The sequence below is a fragment of the Cytobacillus sp. Hz8 genome (assembly GCF_042263505.1).
GTDB lineage: Bacteria > Bacillota > Bacilli > Bacillales > Cytobacillaceae > Bacillus_BE.
The window spans coordinates 46796-71019 of record NZ_JBHKFI010000011.1; the positions used below are offsets into that span (position 1 = coordinate 46796).

18 protein-coding genes and 1 other annotated feature are annotated in these 24224 nt (G+C 37.7%); of the genes, 16 read left to right on the top strand and 2 right to left on the bottom strand.

The genetic code is table 11. The features are described from left to right. The first annotated feature begins 82 nt into the window (after positions 1-82). The 6 genes from ACE38V_RS14270 (at position 83) to yihA (ending at position 9708) form a co-directional block, all read left to right on the top strand. The gene (locus tag ACE38V_RS14270) at positions 83-1108 is read left to right on the top strand and encodes a tetratricopeptide repeat protein (protein ID WP_375842162.1); all 1026 of its coding nucleotides are present in this window, start codon (positions 83-85) and stop codon (positions 1106-1108) included. A gap of 151 nt (positions 1109-1259) precedes the next feature. Next, a complete protein-coding gene (gene tig, locus ACE38V_RS14275; RefSeq protein ID WP_375842164.1) occupies positions 1260-2546 on the top strand; it encodes a trigger factor in 1287 nt (428 codons plus the stop codon). A gap of 475 nt (positions 2547-3021) precedes the next feature. Continuing rightward, positions 3022-4290, top strand: coding sequence for an ATP-dependent protease ATP-binding subunit ClpX (gene clpX, locus ACE38V_RS14280; protein WP_375842166.1), 1269 nt, complete (start codon positions 3022-3024; stop codon positions 4288-4290). 191 nt (positions 4291-4481) lie between these two features. Then, a complete protein-coding gene (gene lonB, locus ACE38V_RS14285; protein ID WP_375842168.1) occupies positions 4482-6152 on the top strand; it encodes an ATP-dependent protease LonB in 1671 nt (556 codons plus the stop codon). A gap of 650 nt (positions 6153-6802) precedes the next feature. Continuing rightward, positions 6803-9130: an endopeptidase La gene (lon, locus tag ACE38V_RS14290; RefSeq protein WP_375842170.1), complete on the top strand. Its 2328-nt coding sequence runs from the start codon at positions 6803-6805 to the stop codon at positions 9128-9130. Continuing rightward, positions 9127-9708 carry a ribosome biogenesis GTP-binding protein YihA/YsxC gene (yihA, locus tag ACE38V_RS14295; protein WP_375842172.1) on the top strand — a complete coding sequence of 194 codons (582 nt, stop codon included), beginning with the start codon at positions 9127-9129 and terminating at the stop codon, positions 9706-9708. Before lon ends, yihA begins: the two co-directional genes overlap by 4 nt. Before the next feature lie 67 nt (positions 9709-9775). Here the strand turns inward: yihA and ACE38V_RS14300 are convergent, their stop codons facing one another. Next, on the bottom strand, positions 9776-10261 hold the full coding sequence (locus ACE38V_RS14300) for a LiaI-LiaF-like domain-containing protein (protein WP_375842173.1): 486 nt from the start codon (positions 10259-10261) through the stop codon (positions 9776-9778). A gap of 308 nt (positions 10262-10569) precedes the next feature. Between ACE38V_RS14300 and hemA the strand changes: the two genes are divergently transcribed. From hemA to ysxE, 8 genes are all read left to right on the top strand, one after another. Continuing rightward, positions 10570-11919, top strand: coding sequence for a glutamyl-tRNA reductase (gene hemA, locus ACE38V_RS14305; RefSeq protein WP_375842175.1), 1350 nt, complete (start codon positions 10570-10572; stop codon positions 11917-11919). A 10-nt stretch (positions 11920-11929) separates the two neighbouring features. Next, the gene (locus ACE38V_RS14310; protein WP_375842177.1) at positions 11930-12763 is read left to right on the top strand and encodes a cytochrome c biogenesis protein; all 834 of its coding nucleotides are present in this window, start codon (positions 11930-11932) and stop codon (positions 12761-12763) included. A gap of 66 nt (positions 12764-12829) precedes the next feature. Further along, positions 12830-13762, top strand: coding sequence for a hydroxymethylbilane synthase (gene hemC / locus ACE38V_RS14315; RefSeq protein WP_375842179.1), 933 nt, complete (start codon positions 12830-12832; stop codon positions 13760-13762). After that, positions 13762-14556 carry a uroporphyrinogen-III synthase gene (locus tag ACE38V_RS14320; RefSeq protein ID WP_375842181.1) on the top strand — a complete coding sequence of 265 codons (795 nt, stop codon included), beginning with the start codon at positions 13762-13764 and terminating at the stop codon, positions 14554-14556. Before hemC ends, ACE38V_RS14320 begins: the two co-directional genes overlap by 1 nt. After that, positions 14553-15530: a porphobilinogen synthase gene (gene hemB / locus ACE38V_RS14325; RefSeq protein WP_375842183.1), complete on the top strand. Its 978-nt coding sequence runs from the start codon at positions 14553-14555 to the stop codon at positions 15528-15530. The genes ACE38V_RS14320 and hemB overlap by 4 nt, the downstream gene beginning before the upstream one ends. A gap of 118 nt (positions 15531-15648) precedes the next feature. Further along, a complete protein-coding gene (gene hemL / locus ACE38V_RS14330; protein WP_375842185.1) occupies positions 15649-16935 on the top strand; it encodes a glutamate-1-semialdehyde 2,1-aminomutase in 1287 nt (428 codons plus the stop codon). 118 nt (positions 16936-17053) lie between these two features. Continuing rightward, positions 17054-18244, top strand: a complete 1191-nt coding sequence (gene spoVID / locus ACE38V_RS14335) for a stage VI sporulation protein D (RefSeq protein ID WP_375842187.1) — start codon at positions 17054-17056, stop codon at positions 18242-18244. Positions 18245-18400: 156 nt separating this feature from the next. Next, positions 18401-19447, top strand: coding sequence for a spore coat protein YsxE (ysxE, locus tag ACE38V_RS14340; protein WP_375842189.1), 1047 nt, complete (start codon positions 18401-18403; stop codon positions 19445-19447). Positions 19448-19460: 13 nt separating this feature from the next. Here ysxE and ACE38V_RS14345 read toward each other — a convergent pair whose 3' ends face one another. After that, positions 19461-19652: a hypothetical protein gene (locus ACE38V_RS14345; RefSeq protein WP_375842191.1), complete on the bottom strand. Its 192-nt coding sequence runs from the start codon at positions 19650-19652 to the stop codon at positions 19461-19463. 214 nt (positions 19653-19866) lie between these two features. Continuing rightward, positions 19867-20102, top strand: a binding site (T-box leader). 60 nt (positions 20103-20162) lie between these two features. Between ACE38V_RS14345 and ACE38V_RS14350 the strand changes: the two genes are divergently transcribed. Next, the gene (locus ACE38V_RS14350) at positions 20163-22808 is read left to right on the top strand and encodes a valine--tRNA ligase (protein WP_375842192.1); all 2646 of its coding nucleotides are present in this window, start codon (positions 20163-20165) and stop codon (positions 22806-22808) included. Between the two features lie 76 nt (positions 22809-22884). After that, the gene (locus ACE38V_RS14355) at positions 22885-24186 is read left to right on the top strand and encodes a bifunctional folylpolyglutamate synthase/dihydrofolate synthase (RefSeq protein ID WP_375842194.1); all 1302 of its coding nucleotides are present in this window, start codon (positions 22885-22887) and stop codon (positions 24184-24186) included. The last annotated feature ends 38 nt before the right edge of the window (positions 24187-24224 follow it).

Sequence of the window (24224 nt, forward strand, 5' to 3'; positions counted from 1 at the left end):
GGCTCTAAATTTGTGTATTTTTGTTTTTTCTTTTCCTTCGTGCTAAACTTACCTCATTAAGAATGGATAGGAGAGCAATATAATGAAAAGACGGGAACGAAAGACGGAAGGTAATGTGATCCTCTTTCCCGATTTAGAAAAAAGATTATTAATTAAGGGGGTTGAAAGTTTACAGGAAAAAAACTACTCTCAAGCGATTCAATTTCTTGAAGATGCTTTAGAGCTTGATTCTGATAATGAAGAAGTATACATCGGACTTGTTCTATCTTATTACGAAACAGGTAATTATGGAGAGGCTAAAAAGCTTGCTAAAAAGATGCTAGCTGAAGGAATAGGAGATTATTTTCAAACCGTTGATTTGTATTTAATGATTATGATCCAGCTTCATGAGTATGAAGAATTAACTTCATATATTGAGGTGCTAATGGAAGAAAATGAAATTCCTAAAGATAAACGAGCTCATTTATACAATATGCTCCAATTTTACAAGCGAATTCTTGAAGAAAAAAAGGATCAGAGTCATGATGACTATTTAAAGGAAAGCAGTGATATTAATCTTCAATCCTTATTTGAAGAGGAAGATATTTATAAACAAATGCTCCTGCTTTCAGAGCTATCCAATCGGAATATTCAATCGTACATAACTGATATTAAAAACTATTTAAACAGTCACGAGGGCAATCCGTTTATCAAAACGATGCTTCTAAATATTCTCCATGACCAAAAATATGAAAAAGAGGTTGAAGTGGAAAAATTCGGGGAACGGATGAATGTCCGTCCAATCGATCTCTATGCCTTGAATGAGCAGCCACAGTTAATCGAGATTATTGAAGACTTGCAGAAATATCTTGAAAATCAGGATCCTGTTCTATATGAAAATACAAAAAAATTAGTGGAGCGACAGCTTTTTATTATGTATCCATTTGAACTAAAACCACCGCAAGCGCATCTGTGGGCGATTGCCTATCAATCCATTGCAAATGAGTATCTTGGCGAAGAGACTTCGATAGAAGAACTCTGTGAATGGAGCGGAATGGAGAAAGCTGAAATAGAAGAGGCGCTTGAGCTTATTCGGAAGATAGAAAAAATTTCTTATCCGATATTTTAGTCTTGGCTGTTGAAACAAGGAAATCGTATGTTATAATGTAGTGGTTGCAATGTGTAAATTTTTTTACATATTATAAAGAGTGCTTAACATAAACGAACATTTGTCGTTATGAATCGCAAACTGATAATAGATTTTTGGAGGGAAGTACCTAATGTCTGCAAAATGGGAAAAAGTAGAAGAGAATGTTGGTGTTCTCACTGTTGAAGTAGATGCAGAAAAAGTAAACGAAGGCTTAGATGCTGCATTTAAAAAAGTAGTTAAAAAAATAAATGTTCCAGGATTCCGTAAAGGAAAAATGCCTCGTGGTATGTTCGAACAACGCTTTGGCGTAGAATCACTTTACCAAGATGCAATTGATTATTTACTTCAAGATGCATACGAAAATGCAATCAATGAAACAGGAATCGAGCCAGTGGATCGTCCTGAAATCGATGTTGAACAAATCGAAAAAGGCAAATCATTTATTTTCAAAGCAAAAGTTACCGTGAAGCCTGAAGCAAAACTTGGCGAATATAACGGTCTTGAATTAGAAAAGTTCGATACTACCGTTTCTGATGAAGATGTCGAAAATGAATTAAAATCTCTTCAAGAAAAACATGCAGAACTAGTTATTAAAGAAGATGAAGCAGCAGAAATCGGTGATACAGCTGTCCTTGACTTTGAAGGCTATGTTGATGGCGAACCATTTGAGGGTGGACAAGCGGATAACTATACACTTGAGTTAGGTTCAGGTACATTTATTCCAGGTTTCGAAGATCAATTAGTTGGTGTAAAAGCTGGAGAAGAAAAGGATGTTGAAGTAACATTCCCAGAAGAATACCATGCTGCTGAGCTTGCTGGCAAACCAGCTGTATTCAAAGTGAAAGTTCATGAAATCAAAACAAAAGAACTTCCTGAATTAGATGATGAGTTCGCTAAAGATGTTGATGATGAAGTGGAAACACTTGCTGCATTGAAAGATAAAATTAAAGCGCGCTTAGAACATGACAAAAAGCATGAAGAAGAACATTATGTTCGCGATACTCTAGTAGAAAAGGCAGCGGCTAATGCGGAAATTAATCTTCCAGAAGTAATGGTTGAAAATGAAGTAAACCGCATGGTTCAAGAATTTGAACAACGTCTGCAAATGCAAGGTCTAAACAAAGAATTATACTTCCAATTCTCTGGTCAAGATGAAGATGCACTTCGTGAACAAATGAAAGAAGAAGCAGAACAACGTGTTCGCGTAACTCTTACACTTGAAGCAATTGCTAAAGCTGAAGGCATTGAACCAAATGAAGAAGAAGTGAATGAAGAGCTTCAAAAAATGGCAGATATGTATAACATGACTGTTGAAAACATCAAAAACGCTTTAGGAAACCTAGATGGCCTTAAAGGGGATCTTCGAATCAGAAAAGCGATTGATTTACTTGTTGAAAACAGCAAGACAGTTGAATAATATCCTTCATCTAAAAGATGATGTAAAGTTTTTCAGATATGAATAATTTTCAAGGCGCGATTTCATCGTGCCTTGTTTTATACAATAATTACCCTTTAATTTTTGTAATAAAAAAATGGTTCACTTACATATGCTAGTAAAACAAATGATTAATATTTTACTTGAAATAGTAAAATTCAGAAAATAAAATACATATAAGCAATATTGAAAAGTGCAACAATCAGATATACATATAAAAGCTAAGTTTTTCGATTTAAGTGTACGACATTTGGTTAAGCTTAATGAGTACATATGATTTTTTCAATCTCAAGTTTTAGATGATTTTCCTAGTAGTTATTATTTCATCTAAATAATAAAAATGTGATACAATGCATTTACATAATGTACCGTAGAAATATGGATATGCTGATTCATTTTTTTACTTGAGATCTGCATGTTTTTATAGAGGGTATAGAAGTCGCTAAGGGGTGAAAATATGTTTAAGTTTAATGATGAAAAAGGGCAACTGAAGTGTTCTTTTTGTGGTAAAACTCAAGATCAGGTTCGCAAGTTAGTTGCTGGTCCAGGTGTATATATATGTGATGAATGCATTGAGCTATGTACTGAAATAGTGGAAGAAGAGCTTGGTACTGAAGAAGAAATCGAATTTAAAGATGTGCCAAAGCCAATGGAAATCCGTGATATTCTCGATGAGTACGTGATTGGACAGGATGAAGCGAAAAAGACTTTATCTGTTGCAGTTTATAATCACTATAAACGCATTAACTCTAACAGCAAAATTGATGATGTTGAGCTATCTAAAAGTAATATTGCGATGATTGGACCAACAGGTAGTGGAAAAACATTACTTGCTCAAACTTTAGCCAGAATCTTAAATGTGCCTTTTGCAATTGCAGATGCGACATCTTTAACAGAAGCTGGGTATGTTGGTGAGGATGTGGAAAACATTCTCCTTAAACTCATTCAAGCTGCCGATTATGATGTTGAGAAAGCGGAAAAAGGGATTATTTATATCGATGAAATTGATAAGATTGCTCGTAAATCAGAAAATCCATCTATTACAAGAGATGTTTCTGGTGAAGGCGTGCAACAGGCTCTTTTAAAAATATTAGAAGGAACCGTAGCAAGTGTTCCACCACAGGGTGGCCGAAAACATCCTCATCAAGAGTTTATTCAAATTGATACCACCAATATTTTATTTATTTGCGGTGGAGCGTTTGATGGGATTGAACCAATCATTAAACGTCGTTTAGGACAAAAAGTTATTGGTTTCGGTTCTGAATTGAAATCCAAAGAAGTTGAGGAAAAGGATTTACTTTCAAAAGTTCTCCCTGAGGATTTATTGAAATTTGGCTTAATTCCTGAATTTATTGGCCGTCTGCCAGTAATCGCAAATCTATCCTCATTAGACGAGGAAGCTCTAGTAGAAATTTTGACAAAACCAAAAAATGCGCTTGTGAAGCAATATCAAAAAATGCTTGAGCTTGATGATGTAGAGCTTGAGTTTGAAGCTGGGGCATTGGTAGAAATCGCGAAGAAAGCAATCGAACGCAAAACTGGTGCTCGTGGCCTTCGCTCTATCATTGAGGGCATCATGCTAGAAGTGATGTTTGATCTTCCTTCTCGTGAAGATGTTGCGAAATGTATAATTACAGAGGATACCATTACTGAAAATAATAAACCAAGGCTTGTTCTAAAGGATGGAACCGTTCTTGAAAAAGAAGAGCGAAAAACATCTGCATAATTAAAAACAAATCAGCTCAAAAGAATTTTCAGCCAGCAGGTTGATGTTCTTTTGAGCTATTTTTTTGTTTCTCAAAATGTTCCTTCTTCACTCATGAGTCTTCCTGATATTTCTTTGGAAAATTTGTTTATTCAAAGCTTTACGAGGGGATACTATCATTAACAACTGGAAGAAAAGCAGGAGGGATTAAAATGAGTTGGACAGGGATTGCTTTATTTGTTCAGTTATTTTTCGGAATTATTATTGGACTTTACTTTTGGAATTTGCTGAAAAACCAAAGAACTCAGAAGGTATCAATAGATAGAGAATCAAAAAAAGAAATGGATCAGTTGAAAAAAATGCGTTCAATCTCTCTTACAGAGCCTTTATCGGAAAGGGTTCGTCCAGTGAATTTTTCAGATATTGTTGGTCAGGAGGATGGGATTAAATCATTAAAGGCAGCTCTTTGTGGCCCCAATCCGCAACATGTTATTATTTATGGTCCTCCTGGAGTAGGAAAAACAGCTGCTGCCCGTCTTGTATTAGAGGAGGCAAAAAAGAACCCAAAATCACCGTTCCAATTTTCATCTGTTTTTGTTGAGCTTGATGCCACCACAGCAAGATTTGATGAAAGAGGGATTGCGGATCCTCTTATTGGTTCTGTACATGATCCAATTTATCAAGGAGCTGGAGCGATGGGACAAGCGGGGATTCCGCAGCCAAAGCAAGGAGCGGTAACCAATGCTCATGGGGGAGTGCTCTTTATCGATGAAATTGGAGAGTTGCATCCGATACAAATGAATAAATTATTAAAGGTTCTGGAGGATCGAAAGGTTTACCTAGAAAGCGCTTATTATAGTGAAGAAAATACACAAATTCCTACCCATATCCATGATATTTTTAAAAATGGACTTCCTGCAGATTTTCGCTTAATTGGAGCAACAACCAGAACTCCAAGTGAAATCCCACCGGCTATTCGGTCAAGGTGCATGGAGGTATTTTTTCGCGAGTTAACAGAAGAGGAAATCGAAAAAATAGCGCGAAAAGCAGCGTCAAAGGTGAACATGAAAATTAGTGAGGTGGGTCTTCATATCCTTGCGCAATACTCGAGGAATGGTCGTGAGGCCGTAAATATGATTCAGATCTCAGCAGGACTTTCTATCACCGAGGACCGAAATTTTATTAAAGATGAAGATATTGAATGGGTTGTACATTCCAGTCAGTTGACTCCGAGAATGGAACGGAAAATTGGTCAATTTTCTACCATTGGTTTGATTAATGGGTTGGCAGTTTATGGTCCTAATACTGGTGCTTTGCTTGAGATTGAGGTAACGGTTATACCGGCAAAAGGCTCAGGATCTATTAATATTACGGGGATTGTGGAAGAAGAAAGCATAGGAGATAAAAGAAAGTCTATACGGCGAAAGAGCATGGCAAAAGGGTCAATTGAAAATGTCATTACGGTTCTTCGCTCAATGGGGGTACCGGCAGATGAGTATGATATCCACGTTAACTTTCCCGGAGGTGTGCCAATAGATGGACCATCAGCTGGTATTGCTATGGCGACCGGTATTTATTCAGCGATTTATAAGCATCCAATTGATCATACGGTTGCGATGACGGGTGAAATTAGCATTCATGGAAATGTGAAACCTGTAGGTGGTGTCTATGCGAAAGTGAAGGCAGCAAAAAAAGCAGGAGTAAAAACCGTTATCATCCCAGAAGAAAACCTACAAGGGATGTTAAGGGATATAGAGGATATTACCATTATACCGGTTACCCATTTATCTGAAGTTTTTGATATTGCCTTACTCAAGGAATACTCTGAGGAAAATACACTCACAGCTTCAGCTACGGATTTTAAGAAGAAGGAAAGTATTTGAGTCACTTTGTCACTCGTTCTTTTTTCTCATGTTCGAGTATGAGATTAAACGAATCAATATAACCATTTTTGAAAAAGAATTGGTAACTTCGGTTTGTGGGAAAACTCAAACCGAGGTTTTATTTTTGTTTACCGAATGAATGGGGCGATAAGGATGATTATCTTCAACTTGGTGAGAAGAATCAGGTGTTAGAAAATCATTATCAGAGGATTTATGAATTAAGTTGTCCTTTATTCTAATAATTAGACACTTTTTCCTAAATGGGGTAGAATTTGTACAAAGATTATTTTTTATCCCACTCTTAACGGACATTTTGACTCCCACTTCAAGATTCTGAGAATACGAAGAAGATAAGTGGGAGATCAACTGTCCGAAAAGGTCCGACGAGGGATTAAGGTCCTAGTCAGGCGAAGCCACAGGATGTGGCGTTATGAGCGTGATAAGTGAAATAAGATTTTTCTTTGGGCTTCAGCCCTTAGAAAAATCAATCAGGCTTTGCGTGATTAACCATCAGTGGGGGATGAATGGCAGACTAAAAGTGCGACGTCAACACATAAGTCTGCACACTTCACGTCCTGTGCGTCGAAAACCCCCATTGATGGAAGTTTCACTTTATTGCTTAATAGATATTTATGTGGAGGTACATAGTTATGGCGAATAAGGAAGAGATCACCGTTCCCCTCCTGCCGCTTCGGGGTTTGCTTGTTTATCCTACGATGGTTCTGCATTTGGATGTCGGTCGTGATAAATCTGTCCAAGCTCTTGAAAAAGCAATGGTAGATAATAGCTTGATTTTTCTAACTACTCAAATTGATGTTTCCATTGATGAGCCAGCAGAAGAAGATATATATCGAATGGGAACATTAACAAAAGTAAAACAAATGTTAAAGCTACCGAATGGTACGATTCGCGTCTTAGTTGAAGGTTTAAAGAGAGCTGAAATTGTCTCATTTTATGATGAAAGCGACTATTATGCAGTCACTTTAAAAACGCACGAGGATTCAGAAGAAAAAGATGTTGAAGATGAAGCATTAATGAGAACAATGCTTGAATATTTTGAGCAATACATTAAGATGTCAAAAAAAGTGTCTGCTGAAACCTATTCCTCTGTCACTGATATTGAGGAGCCTGGAAGAATGGCAGATATTATCGCCTCTCATTTACCTTTAAAATTAAAGGATAAGCAGGAAATTCTTGAAACCATTGATGTGAAACAAAGGATAACCCATATTATTGAGACGATTCACAATGAAAAGGAAGTTTTAAGCTTAGAAAAGAAAATCGGCCAACGGGTTAAAAAATCAATGGAAAGAACCCAAAAGGAATATTATTTGCGAGAGCAAATGAAGGCCATCCAAAAAGAATTGGGAGATAAGGAAGGAAAAACCGGCGAAATTGGTGAACTCACCGAAAGAATTGAACAAGCCGCTATGCCAGAGCATGTGGAAAAAACCGCCTTCAAGGAATTAGATCGCTATGAAAAGGTGCCAACAAGCTCTGCTGAAAGTGCTGTGATTCGAAATTACTTAGAGTGGCTCATTTCCTTGCCGTGGTCCCATGCAACAGAGGATGATTTAGATATTCATAAAGCAGAACGAATTTTAAATGAAGATCATTATGGACTGGAAAAAGTAAAAGAAAGAGTCCTTGAATATTTAGCCGTGCAAAAAATGACTAACTCTTTAAAGGGACCTATTCTTTGCTTAGCCGGACCTCCAGGAGTTGGGAAAACGAGCTTAGCGCGTTCGATTGCGACCTCTTTAAATCGCAAATTTGTCCGGGTTTCACTCGGAGGAATTCGGGATGAATCTGAAGTTAGAGGACATCGCAGAACCTATGTTGGAGCGATGCCTGGTCGAATCATCCAAGGAATGAAAAAAGCAGGTACCATTAATCCTGTGTTCTTATTGGATGAAATTGATAAAATGTCCAATGATTTTCGCGGTGATCCGTCTTCTGCCATGTTAGAAGTATTAGATCCTGAACAAAATCAAAATTTTAGCGATCATTATATAGAAGAAACGTATGATTTATCTAAAGTCATGTTTATTGCAACAGCTAATAATCTTGCAACAATTCCAGGACCATTAAGAGATCGAATGGAGATTATTACGATTGCGGGCTATACAGAGATGGAAAAGATACATATCGCGAAAGATCATTTATTGCCAAAACAATTGAAGGAGCATGGTCTTTCTAAAAGCATGCTGCAAATTCGCGATGAGGCGATTCAGAAAATTGTTCGTTATTATACAAGAGAAGCAGGTGTCCGCAGCTTAGAACGACAATTAGCCGCGATTTGCCGAAAAACGGCTAAAATTATCGTCTCCGGTGAAAAGAAACGTGTGATTGTAACGGAAAAAAGTCTTGAAGAGTTTTTAGGAAAAACCATTTTCCGATACGGTCAAGCAGAGCTAGAGGATCAGGTTGGCGTTGCTACTGGACTTGCTTATACAACAGTGGGAGGAGATACCCTCCAAATTGAAGTATCCCTTTCCCCAGGAAAAGGAAAGCTAGTTTTGACAGGAAAACTTGGAGATGTCATGAAGGAGTCCGCTCAGGCTGCTTTTAGCTATGTTCGTTCAAAAGCAAGAGAACTTGGGATTGAAGAGGACTTCCATGAAAAATATGATGTTCATATTCATGTGCCAGAAGGAGCAGTACCAAAGGACGGACCATCAGCAGGAATTACGATCGCCACTGCACTTGTGTCCGCTTTAACCGGAAAGCCGATTCGAAAAGAAGTAGGAATGACTGGGGAAATTACACTACGTGGTCGTGTTCTTCCCATTGGTGGCTTAAAGGAAAAAACATTAAGTGCCCATCGTGCTGGTTTAACCAAGATTATATGTCCAAAGGATAATGAGAAAGATATTGATGATATTCCCGAAAGTGTTCGAAAGGAATTACAATTTGTATTAGTCTCACATGTGGACGAGGTTTTAAATGAAGCCTTGATAGGTGGTGCCAAAGAATGAAGGTAACAAGCTCAGAAATTATCATCAGTGCTGTCAAGCCAGATCAATATCCAGAAGGGACGTTACCGGAAATTGCATTAGCAGGGCGCTCTAATGTTGGAAAATCATCATTTATTAATAAAATGCTTAATCGAAAAGGTTTAGCTCGTATTTCATCGAAACCAGGAAAAACCCAAACCCTTAATTTTTATTTGATTAATGAGATATTACATTTTGTCGATGTTCCAGGATACGGCTATGCTAAGGTTTCTAAGAAAGAGCGGGAAGCTTGGGGGAAAATGATCGAAACGTATTTAACCTCGAGAGATCAGTTAAAAGCTGTTGTGCTTATCACAGACTTGCGTCATCCTCCGACAAATGATGATGTGATGATGTACGATTTTCTTAAATATTATGATATTCCATGTATTGTGATCGCGACCAAAGCGGATAAAATTCCTAAGGGAAAATGGCAGAAACATTTAAAAGTGACGGAGCAAACATTAGATGTTGACCCAGAGGATACTATGATTATCTTTTCATCTGAAACAGGTGAAGGAAAAGACAAAGCTTGGTCTGTGATTGAAAGCTATATGTAAGAAAAAGCCCTGCAAATTCCTCATGTTTGCAGGGCTTTTTTAAGTATGATCCTCACGAAAGGACTAGTTATTTTTTTCGGATAAAAAGAAGATAGCCCCCGATACAAACGAGGATGATGGGCCAGAATTTCCAAATCAATGAAACTTGACCCTCGACTAACCCAAACCAGCCTCCAATTTTGTCATAGAATAGTAGCCCAATGGCTATAATGAAGAAAAGCAGTCCTTGAAATAGTCCAGCTCCAACCTTTTGATACCGCAACAAAAAGGCAAGAGCAATAATAAGGATAAATGTGCCAATATGATTTGGCCAAATCTCAAGACGGTTGACAACATGGAAATGCACTCCAAACCCTGTTAAAATAACACCAGGGAAAATCGCTTCATAATCCTTTGCTCCATATCCTTGAAAAAGGAAGGCAATGCCAACAATTAATAGGAGAGTTGGCCATGTATAAAATTCTTTAAATATCAGGATATGAGATTGTTGCAAAAAGAAATATATCCCAAAGCCAATCAAAATAATTCCTGGGAATATACGCTGATTTTTCATCATTTCTCACCTTCCAATAAGGTTTACTTGAATCTTATGTGATTTTTTGATAAGGTACATAGGGAAGAATGTCGATATATGTATATAATTTTAATGGGCTACAGTTATTTTCAATTCCTAATCATATCATAGGATTTCATTTTCTGTTCACATTTTTTTTTAAAAGTGAAGAATTAAGCGTGATATAATTACTATTAGTGAATTGTGGCAATTATTATAATTTATAATTAATTTCTTTATAGTATTTTACAATACGAACAGTATGTAGATTTTTTGGGATGTTTTAATTTTTGGGGGGTTCATAAAAAATGCATATTTTGGTCGTGGGTCTTAATCACAAAACTGCCCCTGTTGAAATCAGAGAACGGCTGACCTTCAATCAATCGCATATAGGGGATGCGATGCATGCGCTAAATCAGAAAAAAAGTATTTTAGAAAATGTGATTGTTTCAACCTGTAACAGAACAGAAATTTATGCGGTTGTGGATCAACTTCATACGGGCCGATATTATGTGAAAGAATTTTTATCTCAATGGTTTAATATGGAGATTGATGAATTTTCACCATATCTGTTTATTTATGAACAGGATGGAGCCATTGAACATTTATTTAAGGTGGTTTGTGGTTTAGATTCTCTAGTCCTAGGAGAAACACAAATTTTAGGACAGGTACGAACAAGTTTTTTATTGGGGCAAGAGGAGAAAACAACCGGAACCATTTTCAATCAACTATTTAAACAAGCGATTACCTTAGCCAAAAAGGCGCATTCCGAAACAGAAATTGGGGCAAATGCCGTATCTGTCAGCTATGCAGCTGTCGAACTAGCCAAGAAGATTTTCGGGCATTTGAAGCATAAGCATGTTCTCATTTTAGGTGCAGGCAAGATGGGTGAATTAGCGATTCAAAACCTTTATAGTAATGGAGTAAGCAAGGTTACGGTAATCAATCGTACCTTTGAAAAGGCACAAGATTTAGCTAACCGTTTTGCTGGCAATGCCAAATCACTTGATGAGCTTGAAACAGCTCTTATCGAAGCGGATATTTTAATTAGTTCAACCGGTTCAAAGGATTTTGTCATTACGAAAGAAATGATGGCAACTGTTGAGAAAATGCGGAAGGGAAAACCATTGTTTATGGTGGATATTGCGGTACCACGTGATTTAGATCCACAAATCTCTGAGTTGGAAAATATATTCCTTTATGATATCGATGATTTAGAGGGAATTGTCGAAGCAAACCTTCAAGAACGAAAAAAAGCAGCTGCCGAGATTTATTTGATGATTGAAAGTGAAATTGTGGAATTTAACCACTGGCTTAATATGCTTGGTGTAGTGCCTGTTATTTCCGCATTGCGTGAAAAAGCGCAAATGATACAATCGGAAACCATGAAAAGCATTGAACGAAAATTACCTAATTTATCTGAACGTGAGATTAAAATTTTAAATAAGCATACAAAAAGCATTATTAATCAAATGTTAAAGGATCCAATATTGCAGGCAAAAGAAATTGCAACAAGAAAAGATGCCCATCGTGCAATGGATTTATTTGTACAAATATTTAATATAGAAGAACTTGTGAATAAGGAAAGAGAATTGAGAGCATCCGAAACTGAGCAATTGGTGGTACCATCCGGACAGGCATCATTCAGTCATAAGTGAGGTCAATTCGATGAATGACATCTTTATGGTTAAGCTGCATGAACTTACGGTAGTTTTGTATGCTCTTAGTGTGCTTTTATATTTTATTGATTTTCTTAATAGTAACCGGAAAGCAAATAAAATTGCCTTCTGGTTACTTGCATTTGTTTGGGCATTACAAACGACCTTTCTCTTTTTTTATATGCTGAAAACTGGAAGATTTCCAGTTTTATCTATTTATGAAGGGCTATATTTTTATGCTTGGGTGCTCGTTACCCTATCGCTTGGGATTAATAGTCTTCTCCGCGTAGATTTTATCGTTTTTTTTACTAATGTTCTAGGCTTTGCGATAATGGTTATACATACCTTTGCGCCTGCTGAATTGAACTCTCATGTGGTCGCAATGAAATTAGTGTCTGAATTGCTGTTGATCCATATAACGATTGCGATTCTATCTTATGGCGCCTTTTCACTTTCCTTTGTTTTTTCTCTGCTCTATTGTCTTCAATACAAGCTTTTAAAGGAGAAAAAATGGGGGAAAAGACTATTGCGGATTGCCGATTTATCAAGGCTTGAGCATATGTCCTATGTATTAAATGTCATTGGGGTGCCAATGCTGATACTGGCCATTATCCTTGGTTTACAATGGGCGTATATTAAAGTACCCAATATGCATTGGTATGACACAAAAGTCATTGGTTCTTTTATTGTGCTTTGTTGCTATAGCAGCTATTTATATATGCGGGTTGGCAAAGAGCTTAACGGCCGGTCTCTTGCACTATGGAATATGGCTTCATTTTTGATTGTATTAATCAACTTTTTCCTATTTGGGAAGCTTTCATCCTTTCATTTTTGGTATTCATAAATCATTTTAAAGGGATGAATGAAAGTTTTGACTTGAAATTTCCTTATTAAATGACAGGAGGCTATCATGAGAAAAATCATTGTGGGGTCTAGAAGAAGTAAATTAGCCATTACACAAACGAATTGGGTAATCGATCAATTAAAACAAATCGATCCTTCCTTTGAATTTGAAGTGAAAGAAATGGTTACCAAAGGGGATAAAATTGTCGATGTTACCCTTTCAAAAGTAGGAGGCAAAGGACTTTTTGTAAAGGAAATTGAGCATGCGATGCTGACGAATGAAATTGATATGGCCGTTCACAGCATGAAAGATATGCCGGCAGTTTTACCAAAGGGCCTTGTGATTGGTTCCATCCCTGTGAGAGAGGATCACCGAGATGCTCTGATTTCAAAAGGAAATGTGAAATTTGCTGATTTAAAACCCGGTGCTATCATTGGGACAAGTAGTCTAAGACGCAGCGCTCAAATTCTAGCCGCTCGTCCGGATTTAAACATAAAGTGGATACGTGGAAATATTGATACTCGCCTTGCTAAATTGGAAAACGAAGATTATGATGCGATCATTTTGGCAGCTGCCGGATTATCACGAATGGGATGGTCGAAAGAAACGGTTTCGGAATTTCTTGATGCTGATATGTGTGTACCAGCAGTTGGGCAAGGAGCATTATCGATTGAATGTCGTGAGAGTGATCAGGAATTATTGGCGTTATTAGAAAAATTCACTTGTCAAAAGACAAGCCAGACGGTTCGTGCAGAAAGGGCCTTTCTTGATAAAATGGAAGGTGGTTGCCAAGTACCGATTGCCGGCTTCGCATCTTTTGATAAGGAAAATGAAATCATTTTAACGGCTTTGGTTGCTTCTCCTGATGGAAAGACTACATTTAAGGAGAGAGTAAAAGGAGTGAATCCTGAAGAAGTAGGGATTACTGCTGCTAATCTATTAATTGAAAAGGGTGCAAAGAAATTAATTGATCAAGTGAAAGAGGAGCTTGATCAGTAATGACTACCTCAAAACCCTTTGAGGGAAGAAAGGTTTTTATCCCAAGAGGACAGAAACAATCAGGAGCATTTTCAAAATTAGTGAAAAAATATGGGGGAGAACCGACGGAGATTCCCTTAATTGAATTTCAACCGGTAAATGATAAAGGGCTTCGAGATGCAATTCAAAACTTAGCATCCTATGATTGGGTGATATTTACAAGTAAAGTAACAGTTGAGATTTTTTTCTCATTAGTGGATGAGACAGTGAGTGTACCAAAGATTGCTGTTATTGGCGGGAAAACAGAGGAAACGATACGAAAGCTTGGATATCATGTGGATTTTCTTCCTCATGAATATGTAGCAGAAGGGTTCATTCGTGAATTCCTCCCTATAGTATCAAAGAAAGCCAAAATTCTTCTTCCTAAAGGCAATTTAGCAAGGGATTATATTCCCAATCAATTAAGGACAAGTGAAAGAATGGTAGAGGAGCTTGTCGTGTACGAAACTGTTTTTCCGGAAGAAAGTAAGAGGATGTTAAGAAATTTATTAGAACACGGTACAATGGATATTCTTGCTTTTACAAGCCCATCAACGATTGAAAATTTTATGTCTATCGTTAACCAATATCAGCTACATAAAAGTCTTAAAGGTGTAATCATTGTTTGCATTGGTCCTGTTGCTAAGAAAAAGGCGGAGGCCTTTGGCCTAACCGTCAATGTTGTTCCTGACGTATATACCGTGGAAGAAATGGTTAATAGTTTAATTGCATATTTAAGTCATACATCGAAAAATATGGAGGAAGAAAAGATATGAATTTTCAATTTGATCGTCATCGTCGATTAAGACAAACCGCTAATATGAGAGCGCTTGTACGCGAGACGCATTTACATGTCGATGATTTTATTTATCCCTTATTTGTTGTAGAAGGAAATCAAATAAAGAATGAAATCCCTTCGATGCCAGAAGTCTATCATTTGTCTTTAGATAACCTTAAACCTGAATTGGACGAGATTGTCTCATTAGGAATTAAATCTGTTTTACTATTTGGAATTCCAGATGAAAAAGATGAATGTGGAACGGGTGCCTATCATGACCATGGGATTGTCCAAGAAGCTACTCGTTTTATTAAACAACATTATCCAGATCTTATTGTCATTGCGGATACATGCCTATGTGAATATACAAGCCATGGTCATTGCGGTGTCATTGAAAATGGCGATGTTTTAAATGATCCATCACTTGAACTTTTAGTCAAAACGGCAGTAAGTCAAGCGAGTGCTGGAGCTGACATCATCGCTCCTTCCAATATGATGGATGGATTTGTGGCTGCTATTCGAGCAGGACTCGATGAGGCTGGGTTTATGAATGTTCCGATTATGTCCTATGCGGTTAAATATGCATCTGCATTTTATGGTCCATTCCGAGATGCTGCACAATCAGCTCCACAATTTGGCGATCGTAAATCTTATCAAATGGATCCTGCGAATCGAATGGAAGCCTTACGTGAGGCAGAATCCGATACAAAGGAAGGTGCTGATTTCCTTATTGTGAAACCGGGTATGCCTTATTTGGACATTGTTCGTGATGTAAGAAATCATTTTAATTTGCCTGTTGTTATTTACAATGTAAGTGGAGAATATTCCATGGTGAAGGCTGCAGCTTTGAATGGTTGGATTGATGAGCAAAAAATCGTTATGGAAATGTTAACTGGAATGAAACGTGCTGGTGCGGATTTAATTATTACCTATCATGCAAAGGATGCTGCACGCTGGTTAAAAGAGGAATAGAGAGTAGAATCAATCAGAAACAATAGACAGCAAAATAGCGTATAATCTTGCTGATTTGCAAAGAAATAGAAAATGAACAGTAGCTGTAATCAATGCCTAACGAAATGAGGGACTTATTTTGAGTGACTATACAAAATCGATTGAAGCATTTAAGGAAGCAAAAAAACTAATGCCAGGGGGCGTTAATAGCCCTGTTCGTGCTTTCAAATCCGTTGGAATGAATCCAATCTTTATGGAGCGGGGAAAAGGTTCTAAAATTTATGATATCGATGGAAATGAATATATTGATTATGTGCTTTCATGGGGGCCACTTATTTTAGGACATACAAATGATCAAGTGGTTGAGGCCATAAAAAAGGTCGCTGAAAATGGAACAAGCTTTGGAGCCCCAACTTTAATTGAAAATGAATTAGCAAAGCTTGTTCAAGAGCGTGTTCCATCGATTGAGATTATCCGGATGGTTTCATCTGGAACAGAAGCAACTATGAGTGCTCTTCGTTTAGCACGCGGTTATACAGGAAGAAACAAAATCTTGAAATTTGAGGGCTGTTATCATGGTCATGGTGACTCCTTATTGATTAAAGCAGGATCAGGCGTAGCTACTTTAGGTTTACCTGATAGCCCAGGCGTTCCTGAAGGAATTGCAAAAAATACCATCACAGTTCCATATAATGATTTAGAAGGTGTCAAAATGGCCTTCGAACATTATGGTGATGATATTGCTTGTGTGATCGCCGAGCCTGTAGCAGGAAATATGGGCGTTGTTCCACCAATACCTGGTTTTTTAGAGGGCCTTCGTGAAATTACAACGCAATATGGTGCTCTCTTAATTTTCGACGAAGTGATGACTGGATTCCGCGTGGATTATCATTGTGCCCAAGGATATTTTAACATTACTCCTGATTTGACTTGCTTAGGTAAAGTCATCGGCGGAGGTCTACCAGTTGGTGCATTTGGTGGCCGGGCAGAGATCATGGAACGCATTGCTCCAAGCGGTCCTATTTATCAAGCTGGTACGTTATCTGGGAATCCATTAGCAATGACAGCGGGTTATGAAACCTTAAAGCAACTAACTCCAGATTCATATAAAGAATTTATTCGGAAAGCTGATTTACTTGAAAAGGGTCTTAAAGCGACAGCTGAAAAATATGATATCCCACATACCATTAATCGAGCAGGTTCGATGATTGGTTTCTTCTTTACCAATGAAGCAGTTATCAACTATGATAAGGCGAAGACATCTAATTTAGACTATTTCGCTTCCTATTATCGCGATATGGCGGAACAAGGTGTATTTTTACCACCTTCACAATTTGAAGGCTTATTCCTCTCAACCACTCACAGTGATGAAGACATAGCTAAGACCATAAAGGCTGCTGAAATTGCCTTTTCTAAGTTAAAATAATCATGAGCAAACCTATTCTACTTGAATAGGTTTTTTTTTATCATAAATTCATCCCTCCAATCATAGAGTGGTAATGACATAGTGATTATACGGAAAGGATATGAAAGGAGGAGTCGCTTTGTCTCAAGGAAATCAGTCTGTATTACGATTTTCAATAGAAGAATCGGTTTGGTTTCAAAAAGGACAGGAAGTAGATGAACTGATTTCTATTTCCATTGATCCTGATATAACGATACAAGATAATGACCTATATGTTTCGATACAGGGTGCTTTAGAATTAACGGGAGAATATAGATGTCATAAGAATGAAGAAGAGGAAGAGGAGAAATTTCCCATTCCTAAATTTATTCAACATGTTGAGGAACGAGAAGGAGGAATTTGTGAATTTTCGCATCGGTTTCCTGTAGATATCTCAATCCCAAATAATCGAGTTCAAAGTGTTTATGATATAGATGTGGAAGTGGCTTCCTTTGATTATAGTTTTCCAGAGCGCAGCTTAATGAAATTGACAGCAGAAGTAACCATTTCAGGTCTTTACGATGAAGAATCAGGATCGCAAAATGAGATAGAAGAGGATTTAAACTTTCGTCCGTATTCTTCCCAGACAGAAGAGGAGGAAGAATCTATTGATGAGCCTGTTCATTTTAATCGAACAGAAGAAAATCCAGTAACTGATTTTCAAAAAAGTGAATATGATTTACATCCTTTTAGTCGTCCATCTTTAGAGGAAGAACATCCTGTTGACGAGCATTTAGGTGAAACAGGAGTGACAGAGCATAAGGAGGAATGGAGTACTCCTTTTGAAGCTGTTGCCAGAAAGGTACCTGAAACTGAATCAGAAATAAATGGAACAGATGTCGAAGAGGATCAATTTAAGAATGAAATTCCGATTGTTCAAGTTAACCCAACCCCGGAAGTAGCTTTTTTATCAGCAAAGGGCCCAGAGTTAGTTGGGGCTGAAAGGAATAAAGAGGAAATCAAGATTGAGGTCGAAATTCAAGAGGAATCCAGTTCGAAGCTGGTAGAGGAAAGTGAATCTTCCTCTTCTGAAAACCTCTTAAAAAAGAAATTATTTGCGAAGAAGAAAAAGTCTTTAACCTTGTCAGAATTTTTTGCGCGAAAAGAAGAACAGCCAGATTTAACTAGGTTAAAGGTATGTATTGTTCAAAGTGGTGAAACCTTAAATCAATTAGCGGAGAGATATGATGTAGCAGTTCAGCAGCTTATGCGTGTTAATCAATTAGAATTTAACCAAGAAGTCTCTGCAGGTCAAGTACTATATATCCCCGTTACCGTTGCGAGAAGCTAATGGGAAAAAATTGAGTAGATATGATTGTCTACTCAATTCTTTTGTTTAGAGGGTGTTAAGGAAGAATCCTAGATAAGTGAATTCATGTAAGGGATGATTAATGGAATTTCACGGTGATTTAATACATCCATGCATAATGAAAGAGAGTGTATGAGGATGGAAGAGCAAATATTACTCCAAAAGGCGACAGCAATCGTAAAACCATATGGAATTAAACCCTATTTTGCGGAGGATTTTGGACGTATTTTAAGAATTTATGCTGATGCTGGGTCCTTTGCTTTAAAAAAAGTTCCACCAAATATGGGAACGGATTTTATTCGTCATATTCAATTTCTTTATCAAAAGGGGTATAACCGAGTGGTGCCAATCTATCCTACCAATGATGGGCGTTATGCCGTTTTGTATCAAAATGAATTATATTACTTGATGCCATGGCTACCTAATGAGGAAAAGGAAGAGAGAAAGGAAAAGCAGCATCAGCTTTTTCGGGAATTAGCAAGGCTTCATACTTTATCTGTAAGCGAGGTGCAAATCAGTAAGGAGGAGCGTACTATCCATTACGAAACAACCTTAAATCAATGGGAGAAGGATCAAGAATTTATTGAAGGATTTATTGAAACATGCGAGTCCAAAATTTATATGTCTCCATTTGAATTATTATTTTGCCTGTATTTTCATGATATCAACCAGGCAATTAAATTTTCTATTAATCAATTAAAAGAATGGTACGAAAAGACAAAAGATCAAGAAAAAGCAAGACGGGTGTTAGCGCATGGGAAAATTTCAACAGAGCATTTTTTATATGATGAAAGAGGGTATGGGTATTTTATCAATTTTGAAAATGCAAAGCTAGCGTCTCCCAATCACGATTTACTCCCGTTTATCGCAAGAGTGCTAGACGGATATCCAAAGCAATCAGATGAATGTGTCGATTGGTTTTATAATTATATGAAATATTTCCCGCTTAAGGAGGAAGAATTGCTTCTCTTTTTAGCTTATTTTGCGTATCCAAGTCCCATTTTGCAAGTTGCAGAGCGGTATCATAAGTCTTCAAAAAGCATAAATGAACGAAAGGTTGTCCAGCAGTTGCAAAAAAAATATTGGCTATTAAAAAATACAGAATATGTTGTGATGAAAATAACCGAAATTGAAAATCAAAAAAAGATACAGCAAGCAAGTAATAACGGAGCCCAATCATCCTAGTCATGGTTGGGCTTTAAATGATTCGTAAATAGACAGCAACTGCAAGTAAAATTAAAATGGCTAATAATAAAACATCAAAGGTTGTAGGAAAGAAAATTGTGCGAATTCCTTGGAAAATGCTAATTGGAATAATAAATTGCGCACAGACATTTCTGCAGGTCCTTAGCCATGGCGGGTATCGATATTGATTGTATCTTTTCACCATAATCCCCCTCGTAAAAATAATTCCTTACTCTAATCCTATGATTTCTTTCGTAGGAATGTGTCAAGTCTTCGAAAGTCTAGGGAAACTTTCATGTTAATGCAATCGAAGTCCAGCTGCTGTTAGTAAAATAGGCGTATGAAAATTGAAAAACTGGGTTATCCTTATTGACGACATGATGTTTTATTTTGTAGTATAATGAATATAAATTGAAAAGTGAAAAGCTTTGAAAGGGATAGTACAAAGGATTCACTGCTTTAAGAGAGGAAAATCATTTGCTGTGAGATTTTCTAAGCAGACCCGTTTTGGAAAGTCACCCTTGAGCTTCTTTTGCGAAAGAACGATTGTTTGAGTAGTGAAAGACGGGAAATCCGTTATTGATGTTGAGCCAATTCAAGTTTTTGGATTGGAAAAAAAGGTGGTACCGCGAACAGCACTCCATTCGTCCTTTTATGGGATGAATGGAGTTTTTTGTTTTGAACATCAGATTATTTATTGGAAAGGAAGACTCAAATGGAAGCAAATGAATTATCGATGCCAACTAAATATGATCCACAATCGATAGAACAAGGTCGCTATGATTGGTGGCTTAAAGGAAAGTTTTTTGAAGCGAAGGGTGGAGAAAAAAAAGAACCTTATACGATTGTTATTCCACCCCCAAATGTAACAGGAAAGCTACATTTAGGTCATGCTTGGGATACCACTTTACAAGATATTTTAACCCGAATGAAACGGATGCAAGGCTATGATGTGCTTTGGCTTCCAGGAATGGACCACGCAGGGATTGCTACCCAAGCGAAAGTTGAACAAAAGCTTCGTGGTGAAGGAAAAAGCCGTTATGATCTTGGTCGTGAAAAATTTGTTGAAGAAACATGGAAATGGAAGGAAGAATATGCATCCTTCATCCGCCAACAATGGGCGAAGCTAGGGTTAGGACTTGATTATAACCGTGAGCGCTTTACGCTTGATGAAGGCTTATCAAAAGCAGTTCGGGAAGTATTTGTTTCCCTTTATCGCAAAGGTCTTATTTATCGTGGAGAGTATATTATTAACTGGGATCCATCAACGAAAACAGCCCTTTCAGATATCGAGGTTATTTACAAAGATGTTCAAGGTGCTTTCTACCATATGAAATATCCATTAGCAGATGGGTCTGGGTCAATTGAAATTGCCACAACTCGTCCAGAAACGATGCTTGGGGATACGGCGGTTGCGGTTCACCCTGAGGATGAGCGCTATCAACATTTGATTGGGAAAACGGTGATCCTACCGATTGTTGGCCGCGAAATTCCAATCGTTGGCGATGATTATGTCGATATGGATTTCGGTTCTGGAGCCGTTAAAATTACTCCAGCTCATGATCCTAATGACTTTGAAGTGGGAAATCGCCATAATCTTGAACGAATCCTTGTCATGAATGAAGACGGAACGATGAATGATAAGGCTGGAAAATACGAAGGGATGGACCGTTTTGCATGTCGCAAGCAAATTGTAAAGGATCTACAAGAACAAGGCGTTTTATTTAAAATTGAAGATCATCTCCATTCCGTTGGCCACTCTGAACGAAGTGGCGCCGTTGTTGAGCCATATTTATCTACACAATGGTTTGTGAAAATGCAGCCATTAGCAGATGAAGCTGTTGCTCTTCAAGAGAAAGAGGGCAAGGTCAACTTTGTTCCAGAGCGTTTTGAAAAAACGTATTTGCATTGGATGGAAAACATTCGTGACTGGTGTATTTCTCGTCAGCTTTGGTGGGGCCATCGCATTCCAGCTTGGTATCATAAAGAAACTGGGGAAGTATATGTGGATCATGTGCCACCTAAAGATATTGAGAATTGGGAACAGGATAAGGATGTTTTAGATACATGGTTTAGCTCCGCTCTTTGGCCATTTTCAACCATGGGCTGGCCAGATAAAGAGGCGACAGACTATAAACGCTATTATCCAACGGCAGCACTCGTGACCGGTTATGATATTATCTTCTTCTGGGTTTCCCGGATGATTTTCCAAGCAATCGAATTTACAGGTAAACGTCCATTTAAAGATGTTCTCATCCATGGTTTAGTTCGTGATTCAGAAGGAAGAAAAATGAGTAAGTCATTAGGCAACGGGGTTGACCCAATGGAAGTAATTGATCAGTATGGGGCAGATTCTTTACGTTATTTCTTATCAACCGGAAGCTCACCAGGCCAAGATTTACGCTTTAGTGTTGAGAAGGTTGAAGCTACTTGGAATTTTGCTAATAAAATTTGGAATGCTTCCCGTTTTGCTCTTATGAATATGAATGGTTTAACCTATGAAGAAATCGATTTAAGCGGCGAAAAATCTGTAGCAGATCAATGGATTTTAACCCGTCTAAACGAAACAATCGAAACCGTTACAAGACTTTCAGACCGTTATGAATTTGGCGAAGTAGGTCGCGTTCTTTACAATTTCATTTGGGATGATTTCTGTGATTGGTATATCGAAATGGCGAAGCTTCCACTTTATGGGGAAGATGAGGCAGCTAAGAAAACGACGCGCTCCATTTTAGCCTATGTATTAGATCAAACCATGAGATTATTACATCCGTTTATGCCATTTATCACGGAAGAAATTTGGCAAAACCTTCCTCATCAAGGTGAATCCATTACAGTTGCTAAATGGCCAGAGGTGAAGGCGGAATTAACGGATACACAAGCAGCTGAGGAAATGAAGCTTCTTGTTGAAATCATTCGTTCCGTTCGTAATATTCGCGCGGAAGTGAATACACCGTTAAGCAAGAAAATTAATATGATCGTGAAAGCTAAGGACGCTTCTGTTTTAGCTACATTGGAAAAAAATCGTGCTTATGTTGAACGCTTCTGTAATCCAGAAGAGCTTGTAATAGGCACGGATGTTGAAACTCCAGATAAAGCGATGACCGCTGTAATAACTGGAGCAGAAATCATTCTTCCGCTCGCTGGTTTGATCAATATCGAAGAAGAAATCGCTCGACTTGAAAAAGAATTTGAAAAATTAAATAAAGAAGTAGAGCGTGTGCAAAAGAAATTAAGTAATGAAGGATTTGTGAAAAAAGCTCCAGCAAAAGTCATCGATGAAGAAAAAGCAAAGGAAAAAGATTACTTGGAGAAGAGAACAGCAGTGGAAGCAAGATTAAAGGAAATGAAGGATCAATAATTTCCTATTTTAGAGTGAAAACGGACCCTAAAAAGGGTTCGTTTTCTCATGAAATCATCAAAAAGGGGAGACAAACTTGTTTACTGCATATCATGAAGCACTAGATTGGATTCATGGGCGTCTAAGACTTGGGATTAAACCAGGCTTAAAGAGAATGGAAATAATGATGGAGAAATTAGGTCATCCGGAAAGAAGACTAAGAACCATCCATATTGGGGGAACGAATGGCAAAGGTTCAACCTTAACGTATCTTCGATGCATATTAGAGGAAGCTGGCTTATCCGTTGGAACCTTTACCTCTCCCTATTTTGAACAATTTAATGAAAGAATCAGTGTCAATGGCCACCCTATTTCAGATAAAGAAATCATTGAACTCGCCAATGTGATCTACCCTTTAAGTGAAGAACTAGAAAAAACGGAATGGGGAGGACCGACTGAATTTGAGATTATCACTGCGATGTCCATGTATTATTTTGCCCATATTCGTCCGGTTGACATCGTTTTATATGAAGTCGGTCTTGGAGGCAGATTGGATTCGACCAATATTATCTTTCCACTTGTTTCCGTTATAACGAGTATTGGATTAGATCATACCAATATTCTCGGTGATACTTATGCAAAAATTGCTTATGAAAAAGCAGGGATTATTAAAAATGGAGTAAAAGTGGTGACCGCAGTAAAACAAAGGGAAGCGCTGGAGGTTATTCAAACTCAGGCAGAGGAAAAGAAAGCCCCTTTATATCTCTTAGGGAGTGAATTTTCCATTGAAAACCACATCTCGACTGAATGCGGAGAACGGTTTTCATTTAAATCGCTTTTTCACGAGCTGGATAAGCTTGAAATTCAGATGATGGGGAAGCATCAAACTGAAAACGCCGCACTTGCAGTGATGGCGGCTATTTTATTGAATAATTATTATTCTATTTTCATTGAGGACGAACATATTTTATCAGGCCTAAAAAGGGCTTACTGGCCAGGCAGATTTGAGATCATAACTAGTAAACCGCTTGTGATGATGGATGGGGCTCATAATGAGGAAGGAATCCAATCCCTCGTTCAAGAGCTTAATAAGCGATACCCTGAGAAGGCGAAGCGCATCCTATTTGCTGGATTGAATGATAAGAAGTTGGATAGAATGATTGGTCAGTTAGATGAGATTGCCGCTAGTATCACTTTCGTGGACTTTGCCTATCCAAGAGCAGCAACGGCTGAAACCTTGTTCGATATAAGTAACTCTAAAAATAAGAGAATTCTTTCAAATTGGAAGGAAGCAGTTCAGGAAGAAATAACGGATTTAAAGGTAGATGAGATGTTGATTATTACTGGGTCGTTATACTTTTTGTCGGATGTGAAGCCGTATTTAGTTACGATTATATAGCAGAAAAAAGCTGAGAATATCAGCTTTTTTCTTGCCTT